This is a genomic window from Leifsonia sp. (genome assembly GCF_051955155.1).
In the GTDB taxonomy this organism is placed as follows: Bacteria; Actinomycetota; Actinomycetes; order Actinomycetales; family Microbacteriaceae; genus Leifsonia.
Genome location: NZ_JBQCGZ010000030.1, coordinates 1 through 19,982, shown reverse-complemented (window position 1 = coordinate 19,982; position 19,982 = coordinate 1). Strand labels below are relative to the sequence as shown.

16 protein-coding genes are annotated in these 19,982 nt (G+C 71.9%); all 16 read right to left on the bottom strand.

Annotated elements, in window-relative coordinates; translation table 11 throughout:
* Positions 1–672: a response regulator gene (locus tag ACTHMF_RS02990; RefSeq protein ID WP_440316244.1), complete on the bottom strand. Its 672-nt coding sequence runs from the start codon at positions 670–672 to the stop codon at positions 1–3.
* Positions 669–1,892, bottom strand: a complete 1,224-nt coding sequence (locus ACTHMF_RS02985; protein ID WP_440316243.1) for a sensor histidine kinase — start codon at positions 1,890–1,892, stop codon at positions 669–671. Before ACTHMF_RS02985 ends, ACTHMF_RS02990 begins: the two co-directional genes overlap by 4 nt.
* On the bottom strand, positions 1,889–2,578 hold the full coding sequence (locus tag ACTHMF_RS02980; RefSeq protein ID WP_440316242.1) for a DedA family protein: 690 nt from the start codon (positions 2,576–2,578) through the stop codon (positions 1,889–1,891). Before ACTHMF_RS02980 ends, ACTHMF_RS02985 begins: the two co-directional genes overlap by 4 nt.
* A gap of 141 nt (positions 2,579–2,719) precedes the next feature.
* On the bottom strand, positions 2,720–4,717 hold the full coding sequence (gene uvrC / locus ACTHMF_RS02975; protein WP_440316241.1) for an excinuclease ABC subunit UvrC: 1,998 nt from the start codon (positions 4,715–4,717) through the stop codon (positions 2,720–2,722).
* Positions 4,718–4,726: 9 nt separating this feature from the next.
* Positions 4,727–7,606, bottom strand: a complete 2,880-nt coding sequence (gene uvrA / locus ACTHMF_RS02970; protein WP_399553040.1) for an excinuclease ABC subunit UvrA — start codon at positions 7,604–7,606, stop codon at positions 4,727–4,729.
* Positions 7,607–7,796: 190 nt separating this feature from the next.
* Complete coding sequence (locus tag ACTHMF_RS02965; RefSeq protein ID WP_440316240.1) at positions 7,797–8,357, bottom strand: hypothetical protein; 561 nt, start codon at positions 8,355–8,357, stop codon at positions 7,797–7,799.
* Complete coding sequence (locus ACTHMF_RS02960; RefSeq protein ID WP_440316239.1) at positions 8,354–9,661, bottom strand: DUF58 domain-containing protein; 1,308 nt, start codon at positions 9,659–9,661, stop codon at positions 8,354–8,356. Before ACTHMF_RS02960 ends, ACTHMF_RS02965 begins: the two co-directional genes overlap by 4 nt.
* Entirely contained in the window at positions 9,658–10,728 is a 1,071-nt protein-coding gene (locus ACTHMF_RS02955; RefSeq protein WP_440316238.1) for an AAA family ATPase, read from the bottom strand. Before ACTHMF_RS02955 ends, ACTHMF_RS02960 begins: the two co-directional genes overlap by 4 nt.
* Before the next feature lie 40 nt (positions 10,729–10,768).
* Positions 10,769–11,278 (bottom strand): hypothetical protein, encoded by a 510-nt coding sequence (locus ACTHMF_RS02950; RefSeq protein WP_440316237.1) that lies wholly within the window; start codon positions 11,276–11,278, stop codon positions 10,769–10,771.
* Positions 11,275–12,006 (bottom strand): DUF4129 domain-containing protein, encoded by a 732-nt coding sequence (locus tag ACTHMF_RS02945; protein ID WP_314148898.1) that lies wholly within the window; start codon positions 12,004–12,006, stop codon positions 11,275–11,277. Before ACTHMF_RS02945 ends, ACTHMF_RS02950 begins: the two co-directional genes overlap by 4 nt.
* A 78-nt stretch (positions 12,007–12,084) precedes the next feature.
* Entirely contained in the window at positions 12,085–14,151 is a 2,067-nt protein-coding gene (gene uvrB / locus ACTHMF_RS02940) for an excinuclease ABC subunit UvrB (RefSeq protein WP_314148899.1), read from the bottom strand.
* Positions 14,152–14,312: 161 nt separating this feature from the next.
* On the bottom strand, positions 14,313–14,915 hold the full coding sequence (coaE, locus tag ACTHMF_RS02935; protein ID WP_440316236.1) for a dephospho-CoA kinase: 603 nt from the start codon (positions 14,913–14,915) through the stop codon (positions 14,313–14,315).
* Positions 14,916–15,024: 109 nt separating this feature from the next.
* Entirely contained in the window at positions 15,025–16,467 is a 1,443-nt protein-coding gene (gene rpsA, locus ACTHMF_RS02930) for a 30S ribosomal protein S1 (protein WP_314148901.1), read from the bottom strand.
* 107 nt (positions 16,468–16,574) lie between these two features.
* Complete coding sequence (locus ACTHMF_RS02925; RefSeq protein WP_440316235.1) at positions 16,575–17,558, bottom strand: epimerase; 984 nt, start codon at positions 17,556–17,558, stop codon at positions 16,575–16,577.
* Complete coding sequence (locus tag ACTHMF_RS02920; RefSeq protein ID WP_440316234.1) at positions 17,559–18,176, bottom strand: DUF4166 domain-containing protein; 618 nt, start codon at positions 18,174–18,176, stop codon at positions 17,559–17,561.
* 10 nt (positions 18,177–18,186) lie between these two features.
* Complete coding sequence (locus ACTHMF_RS02915; RefSeq protein ID WP_440316233.1) at positions 18,187–19,860, bottom strand: DUF885 domain-containing protein; 1,674 nt, start codon at positions 19,858–19,860, stop codon at positions 18,187–18,189.
* Positions 19,861–19,982 lie beyond the last annotated feature (122 nt).

Below are 19,982 nucleotides of genomic sequence, written 5' to 3'. Positions count from 1 at the left end.
TCAGGGGGCGGGCTCGACGAGGCCGGCGTCGAAGGCGAGGATGACGGCCTGGACGCGGTCGCGCAGGCCGAGCTTCGCGAACACCCGGCTCACATGCGTCTTGACCGTCTGCTCGGCGATGAAGAGCTCGCCCGCGATCTCGGCGTTCGAGTACCCGCGGCCGATGAGCACGAGGATCTCGCGCTCGCGCTCGGTCAGGTCGGCGAGCCGCAGCGCCTTGTCGCCGCCGGCCGGGCGCTGCTGGGCGAACCGCTCCAGCAGCCGCTTCGTCACCCGTGGAGCGAGCAGGGCCTCCCCCGCAGCGACCACGCGCACGGCGTGCACGAGGTCGGCGGGAGGCGCGTCCTTGAGCAGGAAGCCACTCGCGCCCGCCTGCAGCGCGTCGTACACGTACTCGTCGGCGTCGAAGGTGGTCAGCACCAGCACGAGCGGGCGGTGCGGGTCTCCGCGGCTCGGGCGGACCAGCTCGCGGGTGGCGTCGATGCCGTTCATCACCGGCATCCGCACATCCATCAGGACCACGTCGGGACGCAGCCGGCGCGCGAGCTCGACGGCCTCCGCGCCGTCCGCGGCCTGACCGAGCACCTCGATGCCGTCCTGGGCGCCGAGGATGGCGGCGAAACCCGCGCGGACCATCGCCTGGTCGTCCGCCACGACGACGGTGATGCTCACCCGGTCACCCCGGCGGAGTCGGGCAGGACGGCGACGACGGCGAACCCGTCCCCGTCCGGCTCCGCGCGCAGCGAGCCGCCGAGCAGCTCGGCGCGCTCGCGCATCCCGCGCAGTCCGTGCCCGCCGCCGACCGGCGCAGGAGCGGACGCGGGGCGGCCGGGCGCCTTCGCGTTGCGCACCTCGATGCGCACGCCCGCGTCGGCGCGGCGCAGTTCGACGGTGGCGGCGGCGCCGGTGGCGTGCCTGGCGACGTTGCTGAGCGACTCCTGCACGATGCGGTAGGCCGCGAGCCCCAGCACGGGGTCGGTGCGCGCGGGGTCGTCGGCGGGCAGGTCCGCGACCAGGGTCGCCTCGCCGCGGCGGCCGGCGTCGGCGACGAGCGCGGGGATGTCCGCGAGGCCGGGCTGCGGGGCGGTGTCCGCGGCTCCGTCGTGGCGGAGCACGCCGAGCAGCCGGCGCATCTCCCCCATCGACTGCCGCGCGGTCGCGGCGAGCTCGTCGAACTCGCGCACTGCGTCCTCCGACAGGTCCGGGATGCGGTAGCGGGCGCTCGACGCCTGCACCTGGATGGCCGACATGCCGTGCGCGACGACGTCGTGCAGTTCGCGGGCGATGCGGGTGCGCTCCTCCGCGACCTCCCGCTTCGCGTGCTCGGAGGCCGACACCTGCTGCTCGCGCACCAGCTGCCTGCGGACGTCCTGCCAGCGGCTGAGCAGCACGGCGGCGGCGAGGAGGACGCCGGACACCGCGGCGAACACGATCAGGTCGGCGGTCATCGCCTCCGCGGTCACCGGAGGACGGTGCCCGAGGATGCCGACGACGGCGGCCCCGGCGACCGCGACCACCCAGGCCACGAACCCGGGACGCCAGCTCGAGCGCAGCACCACCAGGGCCAGCGTGAGCGCGAACCCGACGGTGGTCGGCACGGCGACCGGCCACGGGCTCCCCGTCTCCGGGGACCCGACGATCGCGAGGACGAGCACGGCTGCCGTCGAGGTGGCGGCGGCCACAACGGGGAGCACCAGCGCGAGCACGATGGAGCCGGCCAGCACGACGGCGAGCAGGAGCGAGACGACGACGGGGATGCCGTACAGCGTCGAGCCGAGCACGGCCGAGAGCACGAGCACCGCGACGGCGGCGGTGCAGGCGGCGCCCCAGAGCAGGGCGAGCGAGCGGTCGAGCCGCAGGGCGGGCCCGGAGACGACTCCCGGTGCACTCATCGGTCCATCCCCTCCGTGATCGTGGCCGCGGCGACCGGGTGCTCGGCCGGCTCGGCCTCTCCCGACTCCTCCGCCGGCGCCTCCGCGGCATCCCGCCGCCGCGTCGCCAGCCGGATGATCGCGTCGACCACAAAGCCGACGGCGACACCGGCGACGATGCCGATCAGCATCGCCAGGAACGCGTTGCCGTGCAGCCAGTGCGCCGCGAGCACTCCCACAGTAACGGAGTACAGCGCCCAGGAGGCCCCCGCGAGCGAGGACAGCACCAGGAACCGGCGGCGCGAGAGCCCGGAGGCGCCGGCGACGAGGTTGACCGCGACGCGGCCGATGGGGACGTAGCGCGCGGAGAGCACGAGCACGCCGGCGCGCGCGTGGATGCCGCGCCTGGCCCGTTCCAGCGCCGCGCGCAGCCGCGGGCGGCGCTCGAAGCGGAACCGCTCGATCCCGACGGCACGGCCGACGGCGAAGGTCAGGTTGTCACCGGCCACGGCTCCGGCTGCTGCGCAGGCGAGGAGCAGTGGCAGGTTCGGGTTGCCGGTGGCGACGGCGGCCGCCGCTGCGGCGATGACCACGGATTCGCTCGGGACCGGAGGGAAGAAGGCGTCCACGAGGACGACCGCGAAGACGACCAGGTAGACCCACGGCGAGGCGGCGGCCTGCGCGATGAACTCGTTGACGACATCCATGACCCCGACGCTACGGAGCGCGACGCGGCCGGCGCGTCCCCCGCGAGTATCGACCGCCCCGTACCGCGGAGGGATATCGCGGCTGTCCGCGTCCGGTACGACCGTCCCCGCTCGCGCAGGGCGCACTCGTACCGAGCGGGGTCAGTCGGTGAGGCGCTCGTGCACGGCGGCGGCGAGCCGCGGGCCGACGCCGCGCACCTCGGCGATCTCCTCCGGGGTCGCCTTGCGCAGCTGCGCCACCGAGCCGAAGTGCTTGAGCAGCTCCTTCACGCGGGACGGGCCGAGGCCGGGGATCTCCCCCAGCACGGTCGAGATATCGCGCTTGCGCCGCGCCCGCTGGTAGGTGATCGCGAACCGGTGCGCCTCGTCGCGGATCCGCTGGATGAGGAACAGCGCGTCGCTGTTGCGCGGCAGGATGACCGGGAAGTCCGAATCCGGCAGCCACACCTCCTCGAGGCGCTTGGCGATGCCGGCCAGCTGGATCCCGGTCACGCCCGACTCGTCGAGCGCGCGCTTCGCGGCCGCCACCTGCGGCTGACCGCCATCGACGATGAGCAGGTTCGGCGGGTAGGCGAACTTGCGGCGGCGCTTCTCGGCGGCCTCCGCGATCTCCGCGTCCACGTCGATCGCCGGGTCGTCGCCGGAGGTGTCGTCCGCGGGCCGCGTCTGCGCCACCCCGTCCGCCGTCGCATCCGCAGGGGCGTCGTCGCGCAGGTACGCGAGGCGACGTGTGATCACCTGGTAGATCGACTCCGTGTCGTCCGTGGACTCCGGGATGCTGAACCGGCGGTACTGGTCCTTGCGGGGCAGGCCGTCCTCGAACACCACCATCGAGGCGACGATGTTCGTCCCGCTCAGGTGCGAGACGTCGTAGCACTCCATCCGCAGCGGGGCGTCGTCCATGCCGAGCGCGTCCTGGATGTCGTTCAGCGCCTTCGAGCGCGCGACGAAGTCGGAGCTGCGCCGGGTCTTGTAGAGCACGAGCGCGTTCTTCGCGTTCATCTCGGCGGTCTGGGCGAGCGCGGCCTTGTCGCCGCGCTGGGCGACCTTCAGCTCCACGCGCCCGCTCAGCCGGCCGCGGGTCGCGGCGGGGTCGCTCACGGCTCCCCCGCTGTTCTCGTGCCGGCGGGCGGTGAGCCACTGCTCCAGCTCGGCGGCGTCCTCCGGCAGCTCGGGCACCAGGATCTCGCGCGGTGGCACGTCGACGCCCTCGTACGCGTTCTGCATCACGGTCTCGACCAGCTCGCCGAGATCCATGTCGAGCTCCTTGTCGACCACCCAGCTGCGCACACCGCGGATGCGGCCGCCGCGCACGATGAACTGCTGGACGGCGGCGGCGAGCTCGTCGTGCGCGATGCCGAACGCGTCCAGGTCGACGTTCTCCTGGAGGACGACGGCGCTCTTGCCCATCGCGGCCTCGAGCGCCTGGATGGCGTCGCGGTGCCGTGCCGCCGCCTCGTAGTCCATCGTGCTCGCGGCCTGCTTCATCTGCTCGGTGAGCGCGCGGATGTACTTCGTGTCGTTGCCCGCCATGAAGGAGACGAAGTCCTCGGCGAGCTCGCGGTGCTCCTCGGGCGACACCCGGCCGACGCACGGGGCGGCGCACTTGCCGATGTCGCCGAGCAGGCAGGGCCGCCCGGTGAGCTCCGCCCGCCGGTACACGCCGTCCGAGCAGCTGCGCACCGGGAACGCCTTGAGCATCAGGTCGACCGTGTCCCGGATGGCCCAGACCTTGGTGTAGGGGCCGAAGTAGCGGGCGTCCGTGATGTTGCGGTTGCGCGTCACCATCACCCGCGGGATGCGGTCGCCGAGGGTCACCGCGAGGTACGGGTACGACTTGTCGTCCCGGAACTGCACGTTGAACGGCGGGTTGAACTCCTTGATCCAGGTGTACTCGAGCTGGAGCGCCTCGAACTCGCTGCCGACCACCGTCCACTCGACGCTCGCGGCGGTCGTGACCATGCGGCGGGTGCGCTCGTGCAGGCTCCGCAGCGGCTGGAAGTAGTTGCTCAGCCGCGCCCGCAGGTTCTTCGCCTTGCCCACGTACAGCACGCGCCGGTTCTTGTCACGGAACCGGTACACGCCGGGCTGCGTCGGGATCTCCCCGGCCTTGGGCCGGTAGCTGACGGTCTCTGCCACCCTGCCAGCCTAAGCGGCGCCGCGCGCGGCGGTGTCGCCCTGCAGGATCTCCTTGAGGAAGAAGCCCGTGTGGCTGCCCGGCACGTCCGCGACCTGCTCCGGCGTGCCGGTCGCGATGACCGTCCCGCCGCCCGCGCCGCCCTCCGGACCCATGTCGATGATCCAGTCGGCCGACTTGATGACGTCGAGGTTGTGCTCGATGACGATGACCGTGTTGCCCTTGTCGAGCAGGCCGTTCAGCACCAGCAGCAGCTTGCGGACGTCCTCGAAGTGCAGGCCGGTGGTCGGCTCGTCGAGCACGTACACGCTGCGGCCGTTGGAGCGGCGCTGCAGCTCGGTCGCGAGCTTCACGCGCTGCGCCTCGCCGCCGGAGAGCGTCGTGGCGCTCTGGCCGAGCCGGACGTAGCCGAGGCCGACGTCCACCAGGGTCTGCAGGTAGCGGTGGATGGCCGAGATCGGCTTGAAGAACTCCGCGGCCTCGCTGATCGGCATGTCCAGGACCTCGGCGATGTTCTTGCCCTTGTAGTGCACGGTCAGGGTGTCGCGGTTGTAGCGCGCTCCTCCGCAGACCTCGCACGCGACGTAGACGTCGGGCAGGAAGTTCATCTCGATCTTGATCGTGCCGTCGCCCGAGCACGCCTCGCAGCGTCCGCCCTTGACGTTGAAGCTGAACCGGCCGGGCAGGTAGCCGCGGGCCTTCGCCTCCGGCGTCTCGGCGAACAGGTTGCGGATGCGGTCGAAGACGCCGGTGTAGGTCGCCGGGTTCGAGCGCGGCGTGCGGCCGATCGGCGCCTGGTCGACGTGCACGACCTTGTCCAGGTTCTCGAGCCCGGTCACGGTGCGGTGCTTGCCCGGCAGCTTGCGGGCGCCGTTGAGCTTGTTGGCGAGCACGCGGTACAGGATGTCGTTGACCAGCGAGGACTTCCCGGAGCCGGAGACGCCGGTCACGGCGACGAACGCGCCGAGCGGGAAGTCCACCGTGACCTTCTTGAGGTTGTTGGCCTCCGCGTCCACGACCCGGAGCACGCGCTTCTTGTCGATCTTCCTGCGCTTCTCCGGCACCACGATCTCGCGCCGGCCGGCCAGGTAGTCGCCGGTGAGCGAGTCGGTGTTCGCGAGCAGCTCGTCGTACGAGCCGGAGTGCACGACGTGGCCGCCGTTGACGCCGGCGCCAGGGCCGATGTCGACGATCCAGTCGGCGGTGCGGATGGTGTCCTCGTCGTGTTCGACGACGATGAGCGTGTTACCCAGGTCGCGCAGCGCGACGAGGGTGTCGATCAGCCGGCGGTTGTCGCGCTGGTGCAGGCCGATGCTCGGCTCGTCCAGCACGTAGAGGACGCCGGTCAGCCCGGAGCCGATCTGGGTCGCCAGGCGGATGCGCTGGGCCTCGCCGCCGGAGAGCGTCGCGGCCGCGCGAGCCAGGTCGAGGTAGCTCAAGCCGACCTGGATGAGGAAGTCGAGGCGGATCTTGATCTCGCGCAGCACCTGCGCGCCGATCTTCTGCTCGCGCTCGGTCAGGTGCAGCTTCTCCATGAACGCGCGCGCGTCGCTCAGGCTGAGCAGCGACGCGTCGGCGATGGACGTGCCGTGGATGAGCACGGACAGCACCTCGGGCTTGAGGCGCTTGCCGTTGCACACCGGGCACGGCACCTCGCGCAAGTACTCCGCCCAGCGCGCGCGCTGCGTGTCCGTCTCCGCCTGCAGGTACTGGCGCTCGATGTAGGGCACGACGCCCTCGAAGCCGGAGGTGTACGACATCTCGCGCCCGTAGCGGTTCTTCCAGCGCACCTTGACCTCGAAGTTGTCGCCGTGCAGCACCGCGTCCTGCACGTCCTTCGGCAGCTTCTTCCACGGCGTCTTGAGCGAGAACTTCAGGTCGCGGGCCAGGCCGTCGAGCAGCTTCTCGTAGTAGTTGAACAGGCCCTTGCCCTGGGTGGTCCACGGCACGATGACGCCCTCGGCGATGCTCAGCTCGTCGTCGCCGAGCAGCAGGTCGTCGTCGACGGACATGCGGGTGCCGAGGCCGGAGCACTCCGGACACGCGCCGAACGGCGCGTTGAACGAGAACGTGCGCGGCTCGATCTCGGTGAGCTGGATGGGGTGGCCGTTCGGGCAGGAGAGCTTCTCGCTGAACGACTGCCACGCCGCGGGGCCCTCGCGGTCGACGTAGTTGACCTGCACCAGGCCGTCGGTCAGCCGAAGCGCCGTCTCCAGCGAGTCGGTGAGCCGGCCGAGGATGTCCGGGCCGGCGACCAGGCGGTCCACCACGACCGAGATGTCGTGCTTGTACTGCTTCTTGAGCGTCGGCGGATCGCTCAGCTGGATCTGCTCGCCGTCGACCAGCGCGCGCGAGTACCCGCTGGCGGCCAGCTCCTTGAAGAGGTCGACGAACTCGCCCTTCTTCTGCGAGACGACCGGGCTGACGACCATGTACCTGGTGCCCTGCTCGAGCTCCATCAGCTGGTCGGCGATCTGCTGCACCGTCTGGCGCTGGATCTTCTCGCCGCAGACCGGGCAGTGCGGCACGCCGATGCGCGCCCAGAGCAGACGCATGTAGTCGTATATCTCGGTGATGGTGCCGACCGTCGACCGCGGGTTCCGGTTGGTCGACTTCTGGTCGATCGAGACCGCGGGGCTCAGGCCCTCGATGAAGTCGACGTCCGGACGGTCCACCTGACCGAGGAACTGCCGCGCGTACGCGGACAGCGACTCCACGTACCGGCGCTGCCCCTCCGCGAAGATCGTGTCGAACGCGAGCGACGACTTGCCAGAGCCCGAGAGCCCGGTGAAGACCACGAGCGAGTCGCGCGGGATCTCCAGGTCGACGTTGTGGAGGTTGTGGACGCGCGCTCCGCGCACGCTGAGGTGCGAACCCACGACCTTACCCATGTTCCCCTGACGATTGCTGCTCACTCGTTCCATTCTCCGCTATTTCCGTCCCGCGCCCAGAAGTGTTCGCCCACCGCGCACCCGTTCCGGACACGCACGGCGAATCGAAGCTTTGTTCGAGTCTATCGTGTCCCGGGCAGGATGCGGCCCGCACGCGCGAGCATACGACCGGCCACCGACATTCGGCTGATCAGTCCCCGGGCCGGGTCAGCAGCAGCGCCGCGAGCAGGACCACCAGCCCGGCGATGGCGGCTCCCGAGACGATCGCCAGCCACGGGGCGAGCGGCGGGCGCGCGATCGACAGCAGGACGACCGCGACGGCCTGGACCGGCACCTGGACGGCGATCAGCCGCCGCAACGACGGCAGCAGCACGGCGGGCTGCAGGCGCGCGAGCGCAGGGACGGCGAGGATCCACGAGGCCAGAACGTGGAGAACGTGGACGGCGGCGATCACCGCGAGCAGCCGCGGCGTGAGCCGCCCGGGCTCGAGGAGGGTCGAGAAGGCGAGCACCGCGATGAGGACCCAGGCGACGCGATAGCGGGGCACGGCGACGGCGACAGCGGTGAGCGCGACGGCGATCGCGGGCCACGGCCCGCTCGGCGCCGTGGTGACGGCGAGTGGCACCGCCACCAGGCCGAAGGCGACCCGGAGCGACCACGCGGGGATGGTGCGGCCGAGGTCGGGCGCGGACTCGTCGGGCGCTGGTGCGGGCTCGGTCCACGCCGCCTCGCTCATCGCCGCCTCGCTCATCGCCGCCTCGCCGGGACGGCCATCCTGCGCAGGAGCACGTCCCGCTCCTCCGACGCCCAGACCAGCACCTCGGCGCCCGCTGCGCGCAACCGGTCGAGCCGCAGCCGGCGTTCGAGGTCGACCATCCGCAGCGCCAGCTGGTCGCGGCCCGGCAGGTCGTCGGCGGTCCTGGAGGGCAGCACGTCGACGGCGATCACGCGGTGCCCCGCCGCCCGCCAGGTGAGGGCGAGTCGCGCAGCCTGGTCGTCGAGGAAGGTGGAGAGCACGAACACCACCGCGCCCTGGGCCAGCCGCGGCGCCCTGGCGCGCTCGCTCGCCGAACCGTGCGCGCTCGTGAGCTCCAGCGCGCGCAGCACGCGCTGCAGATGCCGCGCCCCGGCGCGCGGCGGGAGCGCCCTGGCCGGGTCGGAGAGGTCGTCGAAGCCGACGCGGTCCGCCTCGGCCGCGTAGGCGCGGGCGAGGGAGGTCGCCGCCTCGCGCGCGAGGTCGAGCGAGGTGACGCCGGACCGCGGGTACGGCACCGACCAGTCCGCGACGGCGCCCGGGACGTCGTCCCTCGCATCCACCACCAGCTGGACCGCCGCGTCCGAGGTCGCCGTGGTGCGCCGGACGTACAGCTCCCCCGGCCGCTGCGCCAGCCTGGCCGTCGCCTTCCAGTCGATGCGGCGCAGCCGGTCGCCCGGCCGGAACCGGTCGATGTCGCGGAACTCGCCGCCGTCCCCCGGCCGCGACGACACGTGGCCGCCGGTCAGGCCGAGCAGCCGGAGCGGCAGCGGGAGCGAGCGCAACCGTTCCCACCCCGGCCGCACGACCCGCTCGGCGACGGCCGACGCACTCGGCTCGCCCGTCCAGGCGGCGTCCGGACCGATCGCGCGGGCGGCCAGCGACAGGATGCGCTGCGGCCCCGAGTGCGAGACGGCGACCCGGAAGCGCAGTCGCGCAGCCGAGCGGGGGGTGAGGATGGCGTCCTCCGGCGCCCGGTCTGCGCGGGTGACGCGCACGTGCACAGCGTCGGGATCGCCGTCGGTCCGCGCCGACGCCTCGACCGCGACGCGGCCGTCCGGCTGGTCGCCGACGATCGTCGCGGACGTGCGCGCGGCCGCGCCGGCCGGCCGGGAGCCCCATCCCCAGAGCGCGGACAGCAGCAGCGGCGCGGCGACCAGGACCAGCTCGATGCGCGAGAGCACGAACGCGGCGACCAGGCAGATCCCGGCCACGACGGCCGCGGCGATCACCCCGGGACTGAGCGCCCAACCACTGCCGCCGGGCGGCCTCGGCGCGCCGGACTCGCGCGGTGCCGTCATCCGCGGGTCGCCTCCCGCTCCCTGGCGCCGACCGAGGGCGGGCCGGGCACGGTGCCGACGACGTCCGTCACGACCTGCGCGGCGCTGACGCCGCTCGTCCAGGCCTGCACCGTGAGGGTCAGGCGGTGCGCGAGGACCGGCACCGCGACGCGCTTCACGTCGTCCGGGATGACGAAGTCGCGGCCCGACAGCACGGCGAGGGCGCGGGCGACCAGCAGCAGCCCCTGCGAGCCGCGCGGCGACGCGCCGACCTCGACTGACCGGTGCCGCCGTGTCGCCGCCGCGATGGCGACGCAGTAGGCGGCGATGTCCGGGTCGACGTCCACGCGCTCGACCCCGGCCTGCATGGCGAGCAGGGTGGCGGCGTCGGTGACCGGTTCGACGGTCGCGACCTCCTGGCGCCGCGCCACGCGGGCGAGCAACACGCGGGTCTCGCCTTCGGTGTCCGGGTAGCCGACGCTCAGGCGGACCATGAAGCGGTCCAGCTGCGCCTCCGGCAGCGCGTAGGTTCCCTCCGACTCGATCGGGTTCGCCGTCGCCATGACGTGGAACGGCCGCGGCAGCGGGAAGCTGCGGCCCTCGACCGACACCTGGCCCTCCGCCATCGCCTCCAGCAGCGCCGACTGGGTCTTGGGCGAGGTGCGATTGATCTCGTCGGCGAGGAACAGTCCGGTGAACACCGGACCGGGCCGGAACTCGAATTCGGCGGTCGATGGCACGTAGACGAACGACCCGGTGATGTCGGAGGGCAGCAGGTCCGGCGTGCACTGCAGGCGGCGGAAGTCCAGCCCGACGGCGCTCGCGATGCTGCGCGCGGCGAGGGTCTTGCCGAGGCCGGGGACATCCTCGAACAGCACGTGGCCGCCGGCGAGCACGGTCGCGAGCGCGATGTGCAGCGGCTCGCGCATCCCCACGACCACGCTCTCGACGCGCGCGAGGATCTCGGCTCCGAGCCGGGCGACCTCGGGGACGCCGAGCGGCGCGGGCGCGGCGGTGGCGTCGGGGGTGCCGGCGGCGCGCTGGGGGTCGGGATGTGCGGTGTCGCTGCGGGCGGGGTCGTCGGGCATGGCGCTCCAGTCGTCGGTGATGGTCGGGGACGGCGGCGGGTCAGCCCGGAGGGCCGGCGCCCGGGGACGGCGACGCGTCGGCGGCGAGAGCCTCCAGCCTCGCCAGGACGGCGGCCACCTCGGCGGGGCGGGGTGCGGCAGCGCCGCCCTTCCGGAGCATCGCCGCAGCATCCTCGCCGAGCAGGCCGGCAACCGCCGGCTCGGAGCGCGGGTCGTCCAGGTCGACGCCGCGTCGTTCGAGCACGCGGGCGGCGAGACCGCGCAGGCGCCGCACCGCCTCGGGCGACACCCGGCCGCCGCGCGCGCCCAGCGACCAGCCGAGCTGGACGACGTCGCGGCGGGCGCCGGGGCGGGGCGCGGGCACGGCCTGCGGCCAGGTCACGTCCGCCTGGTCGCCGAGCATCGAGAGCAGGCCGCCGAGCGCGAAGATCACCGCGCCGAGCCCGATCGCGTGCGGGGCGTCCATGCCGAAGAACCAGGCGATGGCGCCGATCGCCGCGGCGGCCAGCACGCAGCCGACGGCCCGCCCGATCAGCTGGCGTCGGGTCATCCGGGCGCCCCGCCCGTGTGCGCGCCGGTCCAGGAGGCGCGCAGCGCCTCGATCGCCTCGCGAGCCGCCTCGACATCCGCCGCGGTCACGGGGCCGTCGCCGAAGCGCGCGCGGAGGTAGAGGTCGAGTAGGCGCTGTGCCGCGTCCCGGTCGGCCGCCACCCTGGTCAGCACGCGGGAGACGAACTCCCCCGGCGTCTCCGCGGGGAGGCGCTGCACGCCGGAGTCGGCGGCCCCCTCCTCGAGGCCGAGCCAGGCGCGTTCGATCGCATCCCGCGGCTCGCGCCCTCCGCCCAGCAGGTCGAGAGCATGGTCGAGCCCGCGACGCACCCGCTCGGGGCGCGGCTGCGGACGCGGCTCGGCCGCGACCAGCCCCTCGGTCGAACCGGCCAGAACGCCGAGCGCGTCCGGGACGGGGCGATGGATGCGCCGGCGGACGTACCGCCACACCAGCGCGAGCACGATCACCGTCACGAGCACCGTCAGCGCGAAGACGACCCAGCGCAGATCGATCCGGGTCTCCTCGACGACCTCCCGCGGAGCGGGCGTGCCGGTCGCCTCGTCCGCACCGGTGCGCGGCCCCAGATCGGCTGTCGGGACGGCGAAGCGCATCCCGGTGAAGGCGGGCACGCCCTGGAAGGCGAGCGCGAGGGCAGCGGCGACCAGGAGGACGCCGCCGGCGGCGATCATCCCCCACCGCTGCCGCGTCCGCGCCGCCTTCGAACCCACCCTGCCACCGTAGCGCCCGGCAGACCGCAGCGCGCGGCAGACCGCAGCGCGCGGCCGGCGGCACCTCCCGGCGGCCGGTCAGCCCAGGTGTCCGGCCTTCTCCATCTGCCGCAGGTCGCGCTTGAGGTCGGACAGCTCGTCGCGCAGACGAGCCGCGAGCTCGAACTTGAGCTCCCCCGCGGCCGCGAGCATCTGCTGGTTGAGGTCCGCGATCAGGCCCTCCAGCTCCGCGGCGCCCTGAGCGGCGATGCCGCCGTTGCGCAGGTTCGGCGTCGGGCTCTTGCGCTTCTGCTCACGACCCGCGAGCATCCGCGCCGTGTCCGCCTCCTCCCTGGCGAGCACGTCCGTGATGTCGGCGATGCGCTTGCGGAGCGGCTGCGGGTCGATGCCGTTGGCACGGTTGTACTCGAGCTGCAGCTCGCGGCGGCGATCGGTCTCCTCGATGGCGTTCTTCATCGAGTCGGTCAGCACGTCCGCGTACATGTGCACCTGCCCGGACACGTTGCGGGCGGCGCGGCCGATCGTCTGGATGAGCGACGTGGACGAGCGCAGGAAGCCCTCCTTGTCGGCGTCCAGGATCGCGACGAGCGACACCTCGGGCAGGTCGAGCCCCTCGCGCAGCAGGTTGATGCCGACGAGCACGTCGTAGAGGCCGGAGCGCAGCTCGGTGAGCAACTCGACGCGACGCAGGGTGTCCACGTCCGAGTGCAGGTAGCGCACGCGGACGCCCGCCTCCGCGAGGAAGTCCGTGAGCTCCTCCGCCATCTTCTTCGTGAGCGTGGTGACGAGCACGCGCTCGTCGCGCTCGACGCGCACGCGGATCTCCTCGAGCAGGTCGTCGATCTGGCCCTTGGTCGGCTTCACGACGATCTCCGGGTCCACCAGGCCGGTCGGGCGGATGATCTGCTCGACGATGCCGTCGGCGATGCCCAGCTCGTACTGCCCCGGCGTCGCCGAGAGGTACACGGTCTGGCCGACGCGCTCCTTGAACTCGTTCCACTTGAGCGGCCGGTTGTCCATCGCGCTCGGCAGCCGGAAGCCGTGCTCGACCAGCGTGCGCTTACGGGACGCGTCGCCCTCGTACATCGCGCCGATCTGCGGGACCGTGACGTGCGACTCGTCGATGACGACGAGGAAGTCGTCGGGGAAATAGTCGAGGAGGCAGTGCGGAGCCTCGCCCGGCTGCCTGCCGTCGATGTGCCGCGAGTAGTTCTCGATGCCGGAGCAGAAGCCGATCTGCTCCATCATCTCGATGTCGAACTGGGTGCGCATCCGCAGGCGCTGCGCCTCCAGCAGCTTGCCCTCGCGCTCCAGCTCGACCAGCCGGTCGTGCAGCTCCGTCTGGATGGTACCGATCGCGCGCTGCATGGTCGCCGGGCTGGCGGCGTAGTGCGTGGCGGGGAACACCGAGACCGCGTCCATCTTCGCCAACACCTCGCCCGTGAGCGGGTGCAGCGAGTACAGCGCCTCGATCTCATCGCCGAACAGCTCGATCCGGACCGCGTGCTCCTCGTACATCGGGATGATCTCGATCGTGTCGCCGCGGACCCGGAACTTGCCGCGCGAGAAGTCGACGTCGTTGCGCTCGTACTGCATGCCGACGAACCGGCGGATGAGCGCGTCCCTGCCCACGGTCTCGCCCACCTGGAGCGCGACCATCGCCTCGAGGTACTCCTCCGCCGCGCCCAGGCCGTAGATGCAGGAGACCGTGGAGACCACGATCACGTCGCGCCGGCTCAGCAGCGAGTTGGTGGTGGAGTGCCGCAGCCGCTCCACCTCGGCGTTGATCGAGGAGTCCTTCTCGATGAAGGTGTCCGTCTGCGGGACGTACGCCTCCGGCTGGTAGTAGTCGTAGTACGAGACGAAGTACTCGACGGCGTTGTTGGGCAGCAGCTCGCGGAACTCGTTCGCCAGCTGCGCGGCCAGCGTCTTGTTGTGCGCGAGCACGAGCGTCGGACGCTGCACCTGCTCCACGAGCCAGGCCGTCGTCGCCGACTTGCCGGTTCCCGTCGCGCCGAGCAGCACCACGTCGGTCTCACCCGCATTGATGCGGGACGCGAGCTCGGCGATGGCCTTGGGCTGGTCGCCGCTCGGCTCGTACTCGCTGACGACCTCGAACGGGCGGACGAGACGGGTTGGTTCCATGCTTCCAGTGTAGGAAGCACCACCGACATCCCCGCCCGCTCTCGCTCACAGCGGAATGCGGCCGCCGCCGCAAGCGAGTGACCCCATTCGGAACGATCGGCCCTGCTCGAGCATCCGCGCGACGTACCGAACAGGCACAGTCGCGGGCCGGGGGTGGCGCGCTACGCGTTCGTGCGCAGGCGGTCCCAAAGGGCGTCCACCTGCTCGAGCGTGTGATTGAGGGATCCGTCGGTGTCGATCACCACGTCGGCGACGGCGAGGCGCTCCTCGTCGGACGCCTGCGATCGGATCCGGCGCTCGGCCTCCGCCTCGGCCATCCCGCGCAGCTCGACCAGGCGGCGGATGCGCGTCGCCGCGTCGGCGTGCGCGACGACGACCAGGTCGAACGGATACTCGTTCGCCGACTCGACCAGGAGCGGGACGTCGTAGACCACGACCGCATCCGGGTCGGCGTCGGCCGCGGCCTGGAACCGCGCGGTGGACTCGCGCAGCACGGCCGGGTGCGTGATCGCGTTCAGCGCCCGCAGCTTCTCGGCGTCGCCGAACACGATCGCGCCGAGCGCCGGCCGGTCGAGGCTCCCGTCGGCGGCGATCACCCCCTCGCCGAACACGCGCGCGATCTCGGCGAGGGCCGGCGTCCCGGGCTCCACGACCTCGCGGGCGATCCGGTCCGCGTCGACGACGACCGCGCCGTGCGAGGCGAGGCGGGAGGCGATGGTCGATTTTCCGGAGGCGATCCCGCCCGTGAGTCCGATCAGCTGCACCCGTCCACCCTATCCACCCGTGCCCCTCGGGGATCCGGGTGCGCACAGGAGCGGGCGTTAACGCCGGAACGGCCGGTCCCGAAGGGCCGGCCGTTCCGTGAGACGGATCTCAGTTGTTGGAGCTGAGCTTCTCGCGCAGAGCCGCGAGCGACTCGTCGTCGGCGAGGGTGCCACCCGAGCCCGAGTCGGAGGAGTACGACGAGGTACCGCTGTCGGCGGCAGCCTCCTCGAGACCCTTCGCGACCTGGCGCTTGTGGGCCTCCCAGCGAGCCTGGGCGGCGGCGTACTGCTGCTCCCACTCGTCGCGCTGGGTCTCGAAGCCTTCCTTCCACTCGTTGGTCTCCGGGTCGAAGCCCTCGGGGTACTTGTAGTTCCCCTGCTCGTCGTACTCGGTGACCATGCCGTAGAGGGCGGGGTCGAACTCGGTGCCCTCGGGGTCGACGCCCTCGTTGGCCTGCTTGAGGCTGAGCGAGATGCGGCGACGCTCGAGGTCGATGTCGATGACCTTGACGAAGACCTCGTCGCCGACCGACACGACCTGCTCCGCGAGCTCGACGTGCTTGCCGGAGAGCTCGGAGATGTGCACCAGACCCTCGATGCCGTCCGCGACGCGGACGAACGCACCGAACGGGACCAGCTTCGTGACCTTGCCCGGCGCGACCTGACCGATCGCGTGGGTGCGGGCGAAGACCTGCCACGGGTCCTCCTGGGTCGCCTTGAGCGACAGCGAGACGCGCTCGCGGTCCAGGTCGACCTCGAGGATCTCGACGGTGACCTCCTGGCCGACCTCGACGACCTCGGAGGCGTGCTCGATGTGCTTCCAGGACAGCTCGGAGACGTGCACGAGGCCGTCCACGCCGCCCAGGTCGACGAACGCGCCGAAGTTGACGATCGAGGACACGACGCCCTTGCGGACCTGGCCCTTGTGCAGGTTGTTGAGGAACGTGGTGCGGGACTCCGACTGAGTCTGCTCCAGGAGCGCGCGACGCGACAGGACCACGTTGTTGCGGTTCTTGTCGAGCTCGAGGATCTTCGCCTCGATCTCCTGACCCAGGTACGGGGTCAGGTCGCGGACGCGGCGCAGCTCGATGAGCGAGGCCGGGAGGAAGCCGCGGAGGCCGATGTCGACGATCAGGCCGCCCTTGACGACCTCGATCACCGTACCGGTGACGACGCCGTCGGCTTCCTTGATCTTCTCCACGTCGCCCCACGCGCGCTCGTACTGCGCACGCTTCTTGGACAGGATGAGGCGGCCTTCCTTGTCCTCCTTCTGGAGAACGAGCGCCTCGACGGTGTCGCCGACCTCGACGACCTCGGTGGGGTCGACGTCGTGCTTGATGGAAAGCTCGCGGGAGGGGATGACACCCTCGGTCTTGTAACCGACGTCGAGGAGGACCTCGTCGCGGTCGATCTTGACGACGGTGCCTTCGATGAGGTCTCCGTCGTTGAAGAACTTCAGCGTCTTTTCGACCGCGGCAAGAAAGTCCTCAGCGGACCCGATGTCGTTGACGGCGACCTGCTTCGGCGCCTTGTCGGTCGTTGCGGTTGTCATGTAGTGGATGCTCCGTAATGGACAGAAATCAGGCCGGACGCGAACAGTGTCTGTTGTCTTCCGCGCACGGCAGGCGGATGTGGATGTCACACAGGTGACGTTCTAGTCTACCGACTGGCCGTGCCGCGCAGCAACTCGCGTGCGCCGACGATGTCGCGCAGCGCGGGCTCCAGCTCCGGGAAGGCGAAATCGTAGCCCGCCTCCAGCAGCCGCTCCGGCAGCACCCAGCGGCTCTTCAGCACCAGCTCGGTCTCGGTGCGGATGACCGCGGAGCCGATCTCGAGCATCCAGCGGTAGGCGGGCAGCCCGACCGGGACGCCGAGGACCCGCCGGAGCGTCGCCATCATCGTGCGGTTGTCGCTCGGGTTAGGCGCGGCGATGTTCACCGGGCCGGCGATGTCCTCGCGGCCCCGCAGGAACTCGATCGCGCCGAGCACGTCGCGGATGTGCACCCAGCTGAACTTCTGCCGGCCGCCGCGGGCGCGGAACTCGTGGAAGGTGCCGGCGTTGCGCCTGGCCGTCGTCGCGAACCAGCGGCCGTCGCGCTGCGGGCCGCCGAGCCCGAACCGGGTGAGCATCATCAGCGGGACGAGCGCGGAGCCGTCGCCGAGGACGATCGCCATGCGCAGCGCCACTCGGCGGGTGCCCGGCAGCTCGCCCGCGAAGAACTCGCGCTCCCAGGCCTTCGCGACGTTCACCGAGAAGCCCGTGCCGAGCTCGCCGGTCGACTCGGTCATCGGCCGGTCCTCCGCGTGCCGGTAGATCGTCGCGGTCGACGCGTTGAACCAGAGCGGGGGCGGCGCGTCGGAGGCGGCGATCGCTTCCCGGAGCGCGCGCGTCGTCTCCAGCCGGGAGCGGAAGATCTCGGCCCGCTCGGCGTCGCCGTACCGGCAGTTCACGCTCTTGCCCGCGAGGTTGATCACGAGGTCGGCGCCGGACACGGCCGCACGGATGCCGGCGGCGTCGTCCCAGCGCACGTCCGCTCCGGAACGCCCGATCAGCCGGACGGTCGCGCCCTGCGCGCGGTAGTGCTCCGCCAGGTAGCGTCCGATGAACCCGGACGCGCCCGCGATGACGATGCGTTCGCCCACTCACTCCCCCGGTGCGATGTCGTAGCGGAACGTCCCCGCGTACTGGTACAGCCTACCGAGCAGCGGATGCGCGACCACGATCGAGACGTGCTGCGCGTCGTGCGCCTCGTCCCAGCGCTCGGTGAGCACGACGACCGGCGCGATCCCGCGCGGGAGCGGGAGGCGCAACCGTCCGGCGCACAGCACGACCCGGGTGGAGGCGAGCCGCAGCCCGCCGTCGACCACCCGGGCACGGAACACCGCCTCCGCCCGCACCGGCGAGCCGAGCCGGTCCACCAGCGCGCCGTCCCGCACGCCGATCTCGTCCCGCATCACGCGCGAGCGTCCCCGCAGCGCGAAGACGCGCTCGGCGCGCACGGCGGGCGAGCCCTCCGCGCCCGTCGCCGGCACGTTGCTGACCGTGAACGGGACCCGGCGCTGCCAGACCGGGAACAGCACGCCGGAGCGGGCGAAGACCGCCAGCACCGGCCACAGCCAGCGGCGGGGCGTGCCGACGGTGTCGAACACGCCCCGCCCGCGCCCGGTGGACCCGGCGGGGATGGCGTCGAAGTACGCGCGCAGGCGCGGGTGCAGCTCGTCGAAGTCGGCTCCGAGCACTGCGCGGTACGGGGACGTCATCCGGCGGCGCTCAGTCGAGCAGCGCGGCCTTGAGCGTGTCCAGGCCGACGCCGCCGATGTCGAGCGCCTTCTTGTGGAACGCCTTGATGTCGAACGCGTCGCCCTCGCGGCGCGCGTACTCGTCGCGCAGCTGCTCCCAGATCCGCTGGCCGATCTTGTACGACGGCGCCTGGCCAGGCCAGCCGAGATAGCGGTTCACCTCGAACCGCACGAAGCCGTCGTTCATGTTCACGTTGTCGGCGAGGAAGCCGAACGCGTAGTCGCCGGTCCAGGGACCGGAGCCGTCCGGCAGCTGCTTCTCCAGGTGGACGCCGATGTCGAGCACGACGCGGGCGGCGCGCATCCGCTGGCCGTCCAGCATCCCCAGCCGGTCGGCCGGGTCGTCCAGGTAGCCGAGCTGCTCCATCAGGCGCTCCGCGTAGAGCGCCCAGCCCTCGGCGTGCCCCGAGGTGCCGGCGATGCGGCGCCACGAGTTCAGCTGCGCCTTGTTGTAGGTGGCCTGCGCGATCTGCAGGTGGTGGCCGGGGACGCCCTCGTGGTACACGGTGGTCAGCTCACGCCAGGTGTCGAACTCGGTCACGCCCTCCGGCACGCTCCACCACATCCGGCCGGCGCGGGCGAAGTCGTCGCTCGGGCCGGTGTAGTAGATGCCGCCCTCCTGGGTCGGCGCGATCATGCACTCCAGCCGGCGGATCTCGGCGGGGATGTCGAAGTGCGACGTGCCGAGTTCCTCGATCGCGCGGTCGCTGGTCTCCTGCATCCAGCGCTGCAGCGCATCGGTGCCGTGCAGCTTGCGGCTGGCGTCGCCGTCGAGGAACGCGATGGCCTCGTGCACGGACGCGCCGGGCTTGATCTCGTTCGCGATGGACTCCTGCTCGGCGACCATCCGCGCGAGCTCCTCGATACCCCACTCGTAGGTCTCGTCGAGGTCGACGGTGGCGCCGAGGAAGTCGCGGGAGGCGAGCGCGTAGAGCTCGCGGCCGACGGCGTCCTTCTGCGGGGCGTGCGGGGCGAGCTCGTCCTTGAGGAAGCTCGCGAGCTTGGCGTAGGCAGCGGCGGACTCCCGCGCACCGGCCGCGAGATCGCTCTTCAGGGTGTCGGGGAGCTCGGCGTCGCCGGCCTTCGCGGAACCGGTGAACTCGAAGAAGAAGCCGGTGTCCGCCACCTGCTTGTTCGCCTGCGCGAGCACCTCGCGCACCTGGCGGATGGCCGGGACGTTGCCGGCGGCGATGCCGCTGCGCAGCGTCTCGATGTAGCCGTCCATCGCGGCCGGCAGGTTGTGCAGGCGCTTGGCGACGTTCGACCAGTCCTCCTCGGTGTCGGTGGGCACCAGGTCGAAGATGTCGCGGAGCTCCTGGGCCGGCGAGGCGATCACGTTCAGGTCGCGCTGGTTGAAGCCGGCCTCGTGCTTCTCGACGGTGAGCTGGAGGTCCCTGGCGAGGTCCATCTTGGTGACGCGGTCGATCTCGTCCACGGGCTCGGCGGCCTGGACCTTGGCCAGCGTCTCCTTCACCTTGGCGACGGCGGCCTCGGCGCCGGCCGGGGAATGGTCGGCGTACTCGCCCTCGCGACCGGGACGGCCGAGCCAGACGTGGTACTCCGGATACAGCTCGAGTTGGGTGTCGACCCACTCCTCAGCGATCGTGTCGATCGGAGTGGGTTCGCGCTTCTCTGCGTTCGTCATGCCCCGAGCCTATTTCGACCCCCGCCCGCGAGCCCAGGAAAAACGCGCGGAATCCGCTCGAATCGCGACGGGTTTCCTGGGCTCGGCGGCTGCGGAGGCGGGCGGGGTGGGGGGGCGGGGTC

Coding starts and splice junctions, on each gene's coding strand:
- ACTHMF_RS02950 (WP_440316237.1), bottom strand. CDS start 11,278: ATGACCCGACGCCAGCTGATCGGGCGGGCCGTCGGCTGCGTGCTGGCC.
- rpsA (WP_314148901.1), bottom strand. CDS start 16,467: ATGACAACCGCAACGACCGACAAGGCGCCGAAGCAGGTCGCCGTCAAC.
- ACTHMF_RS02920 (WP_440316234.1), bottom strand. CDS start 18,176: ATGACGTCCCCGTACCGCGCAGTGCTCGGAGCCGACTTCGACGAGCTG.
- ACTHMF_RS02960 (WP_440316239.1), bottom strand. CDS start 9,661: ATGACGGCACCGCGCGAGTCCGGCGCGCCGAGGCCGCCCGGCGGCAGT.
- uvrA (WP_399553040.1), bottom strand. CDS start 7,606: ATGGGTAAGGTCGTGGGTTCGCACCTCAGCGTGCGCGGAGCGCGCGTC.
- ACTHMF_RS02985 (WP_440316243.1), bottom strand. CDS start 1,892: ATGAGTGCACCGGGAGTCGTCTCCGGGCCCGCCCTGCGGCTCGACCGC.
- ACTHMF_RS02915 (WP_440316233.1), bottom strand. CDS start 19,860: ATGACGAACGCAGAGAAGCGCGAACCCACTCCGATCGACACGATCGCT.
- uvrB (WP_314148899.1), bottom strand. CDS start 14,151: ATGGAACCAACCCGTCTCGTCCGCCCGTTCGAGGTCGTCAGCGAGTAC.
- ACTHMF_RS02955 (WP_440316238.1), bottom strand. CDS start 10,728: ATGCCCGACGACCCCGCCCGCAGCGACACCGCACATCCCGACCCCCAG.
- ACTHMF_RS02980 (WP_440316242.1), bottom strand. CDS start 2,578: ATGGATGTCGTCAACGAGTTCATCGCGCAGGCCGCCGCCTCGCCGTGG.
- ACTHMF_RS02965 (WP_440316240.1), bottom strand. CDS start 8,357: ATGAGCGAGGCGGCGATGAGCGAGGCGGCGTGGACCGAGCCCGCACCA.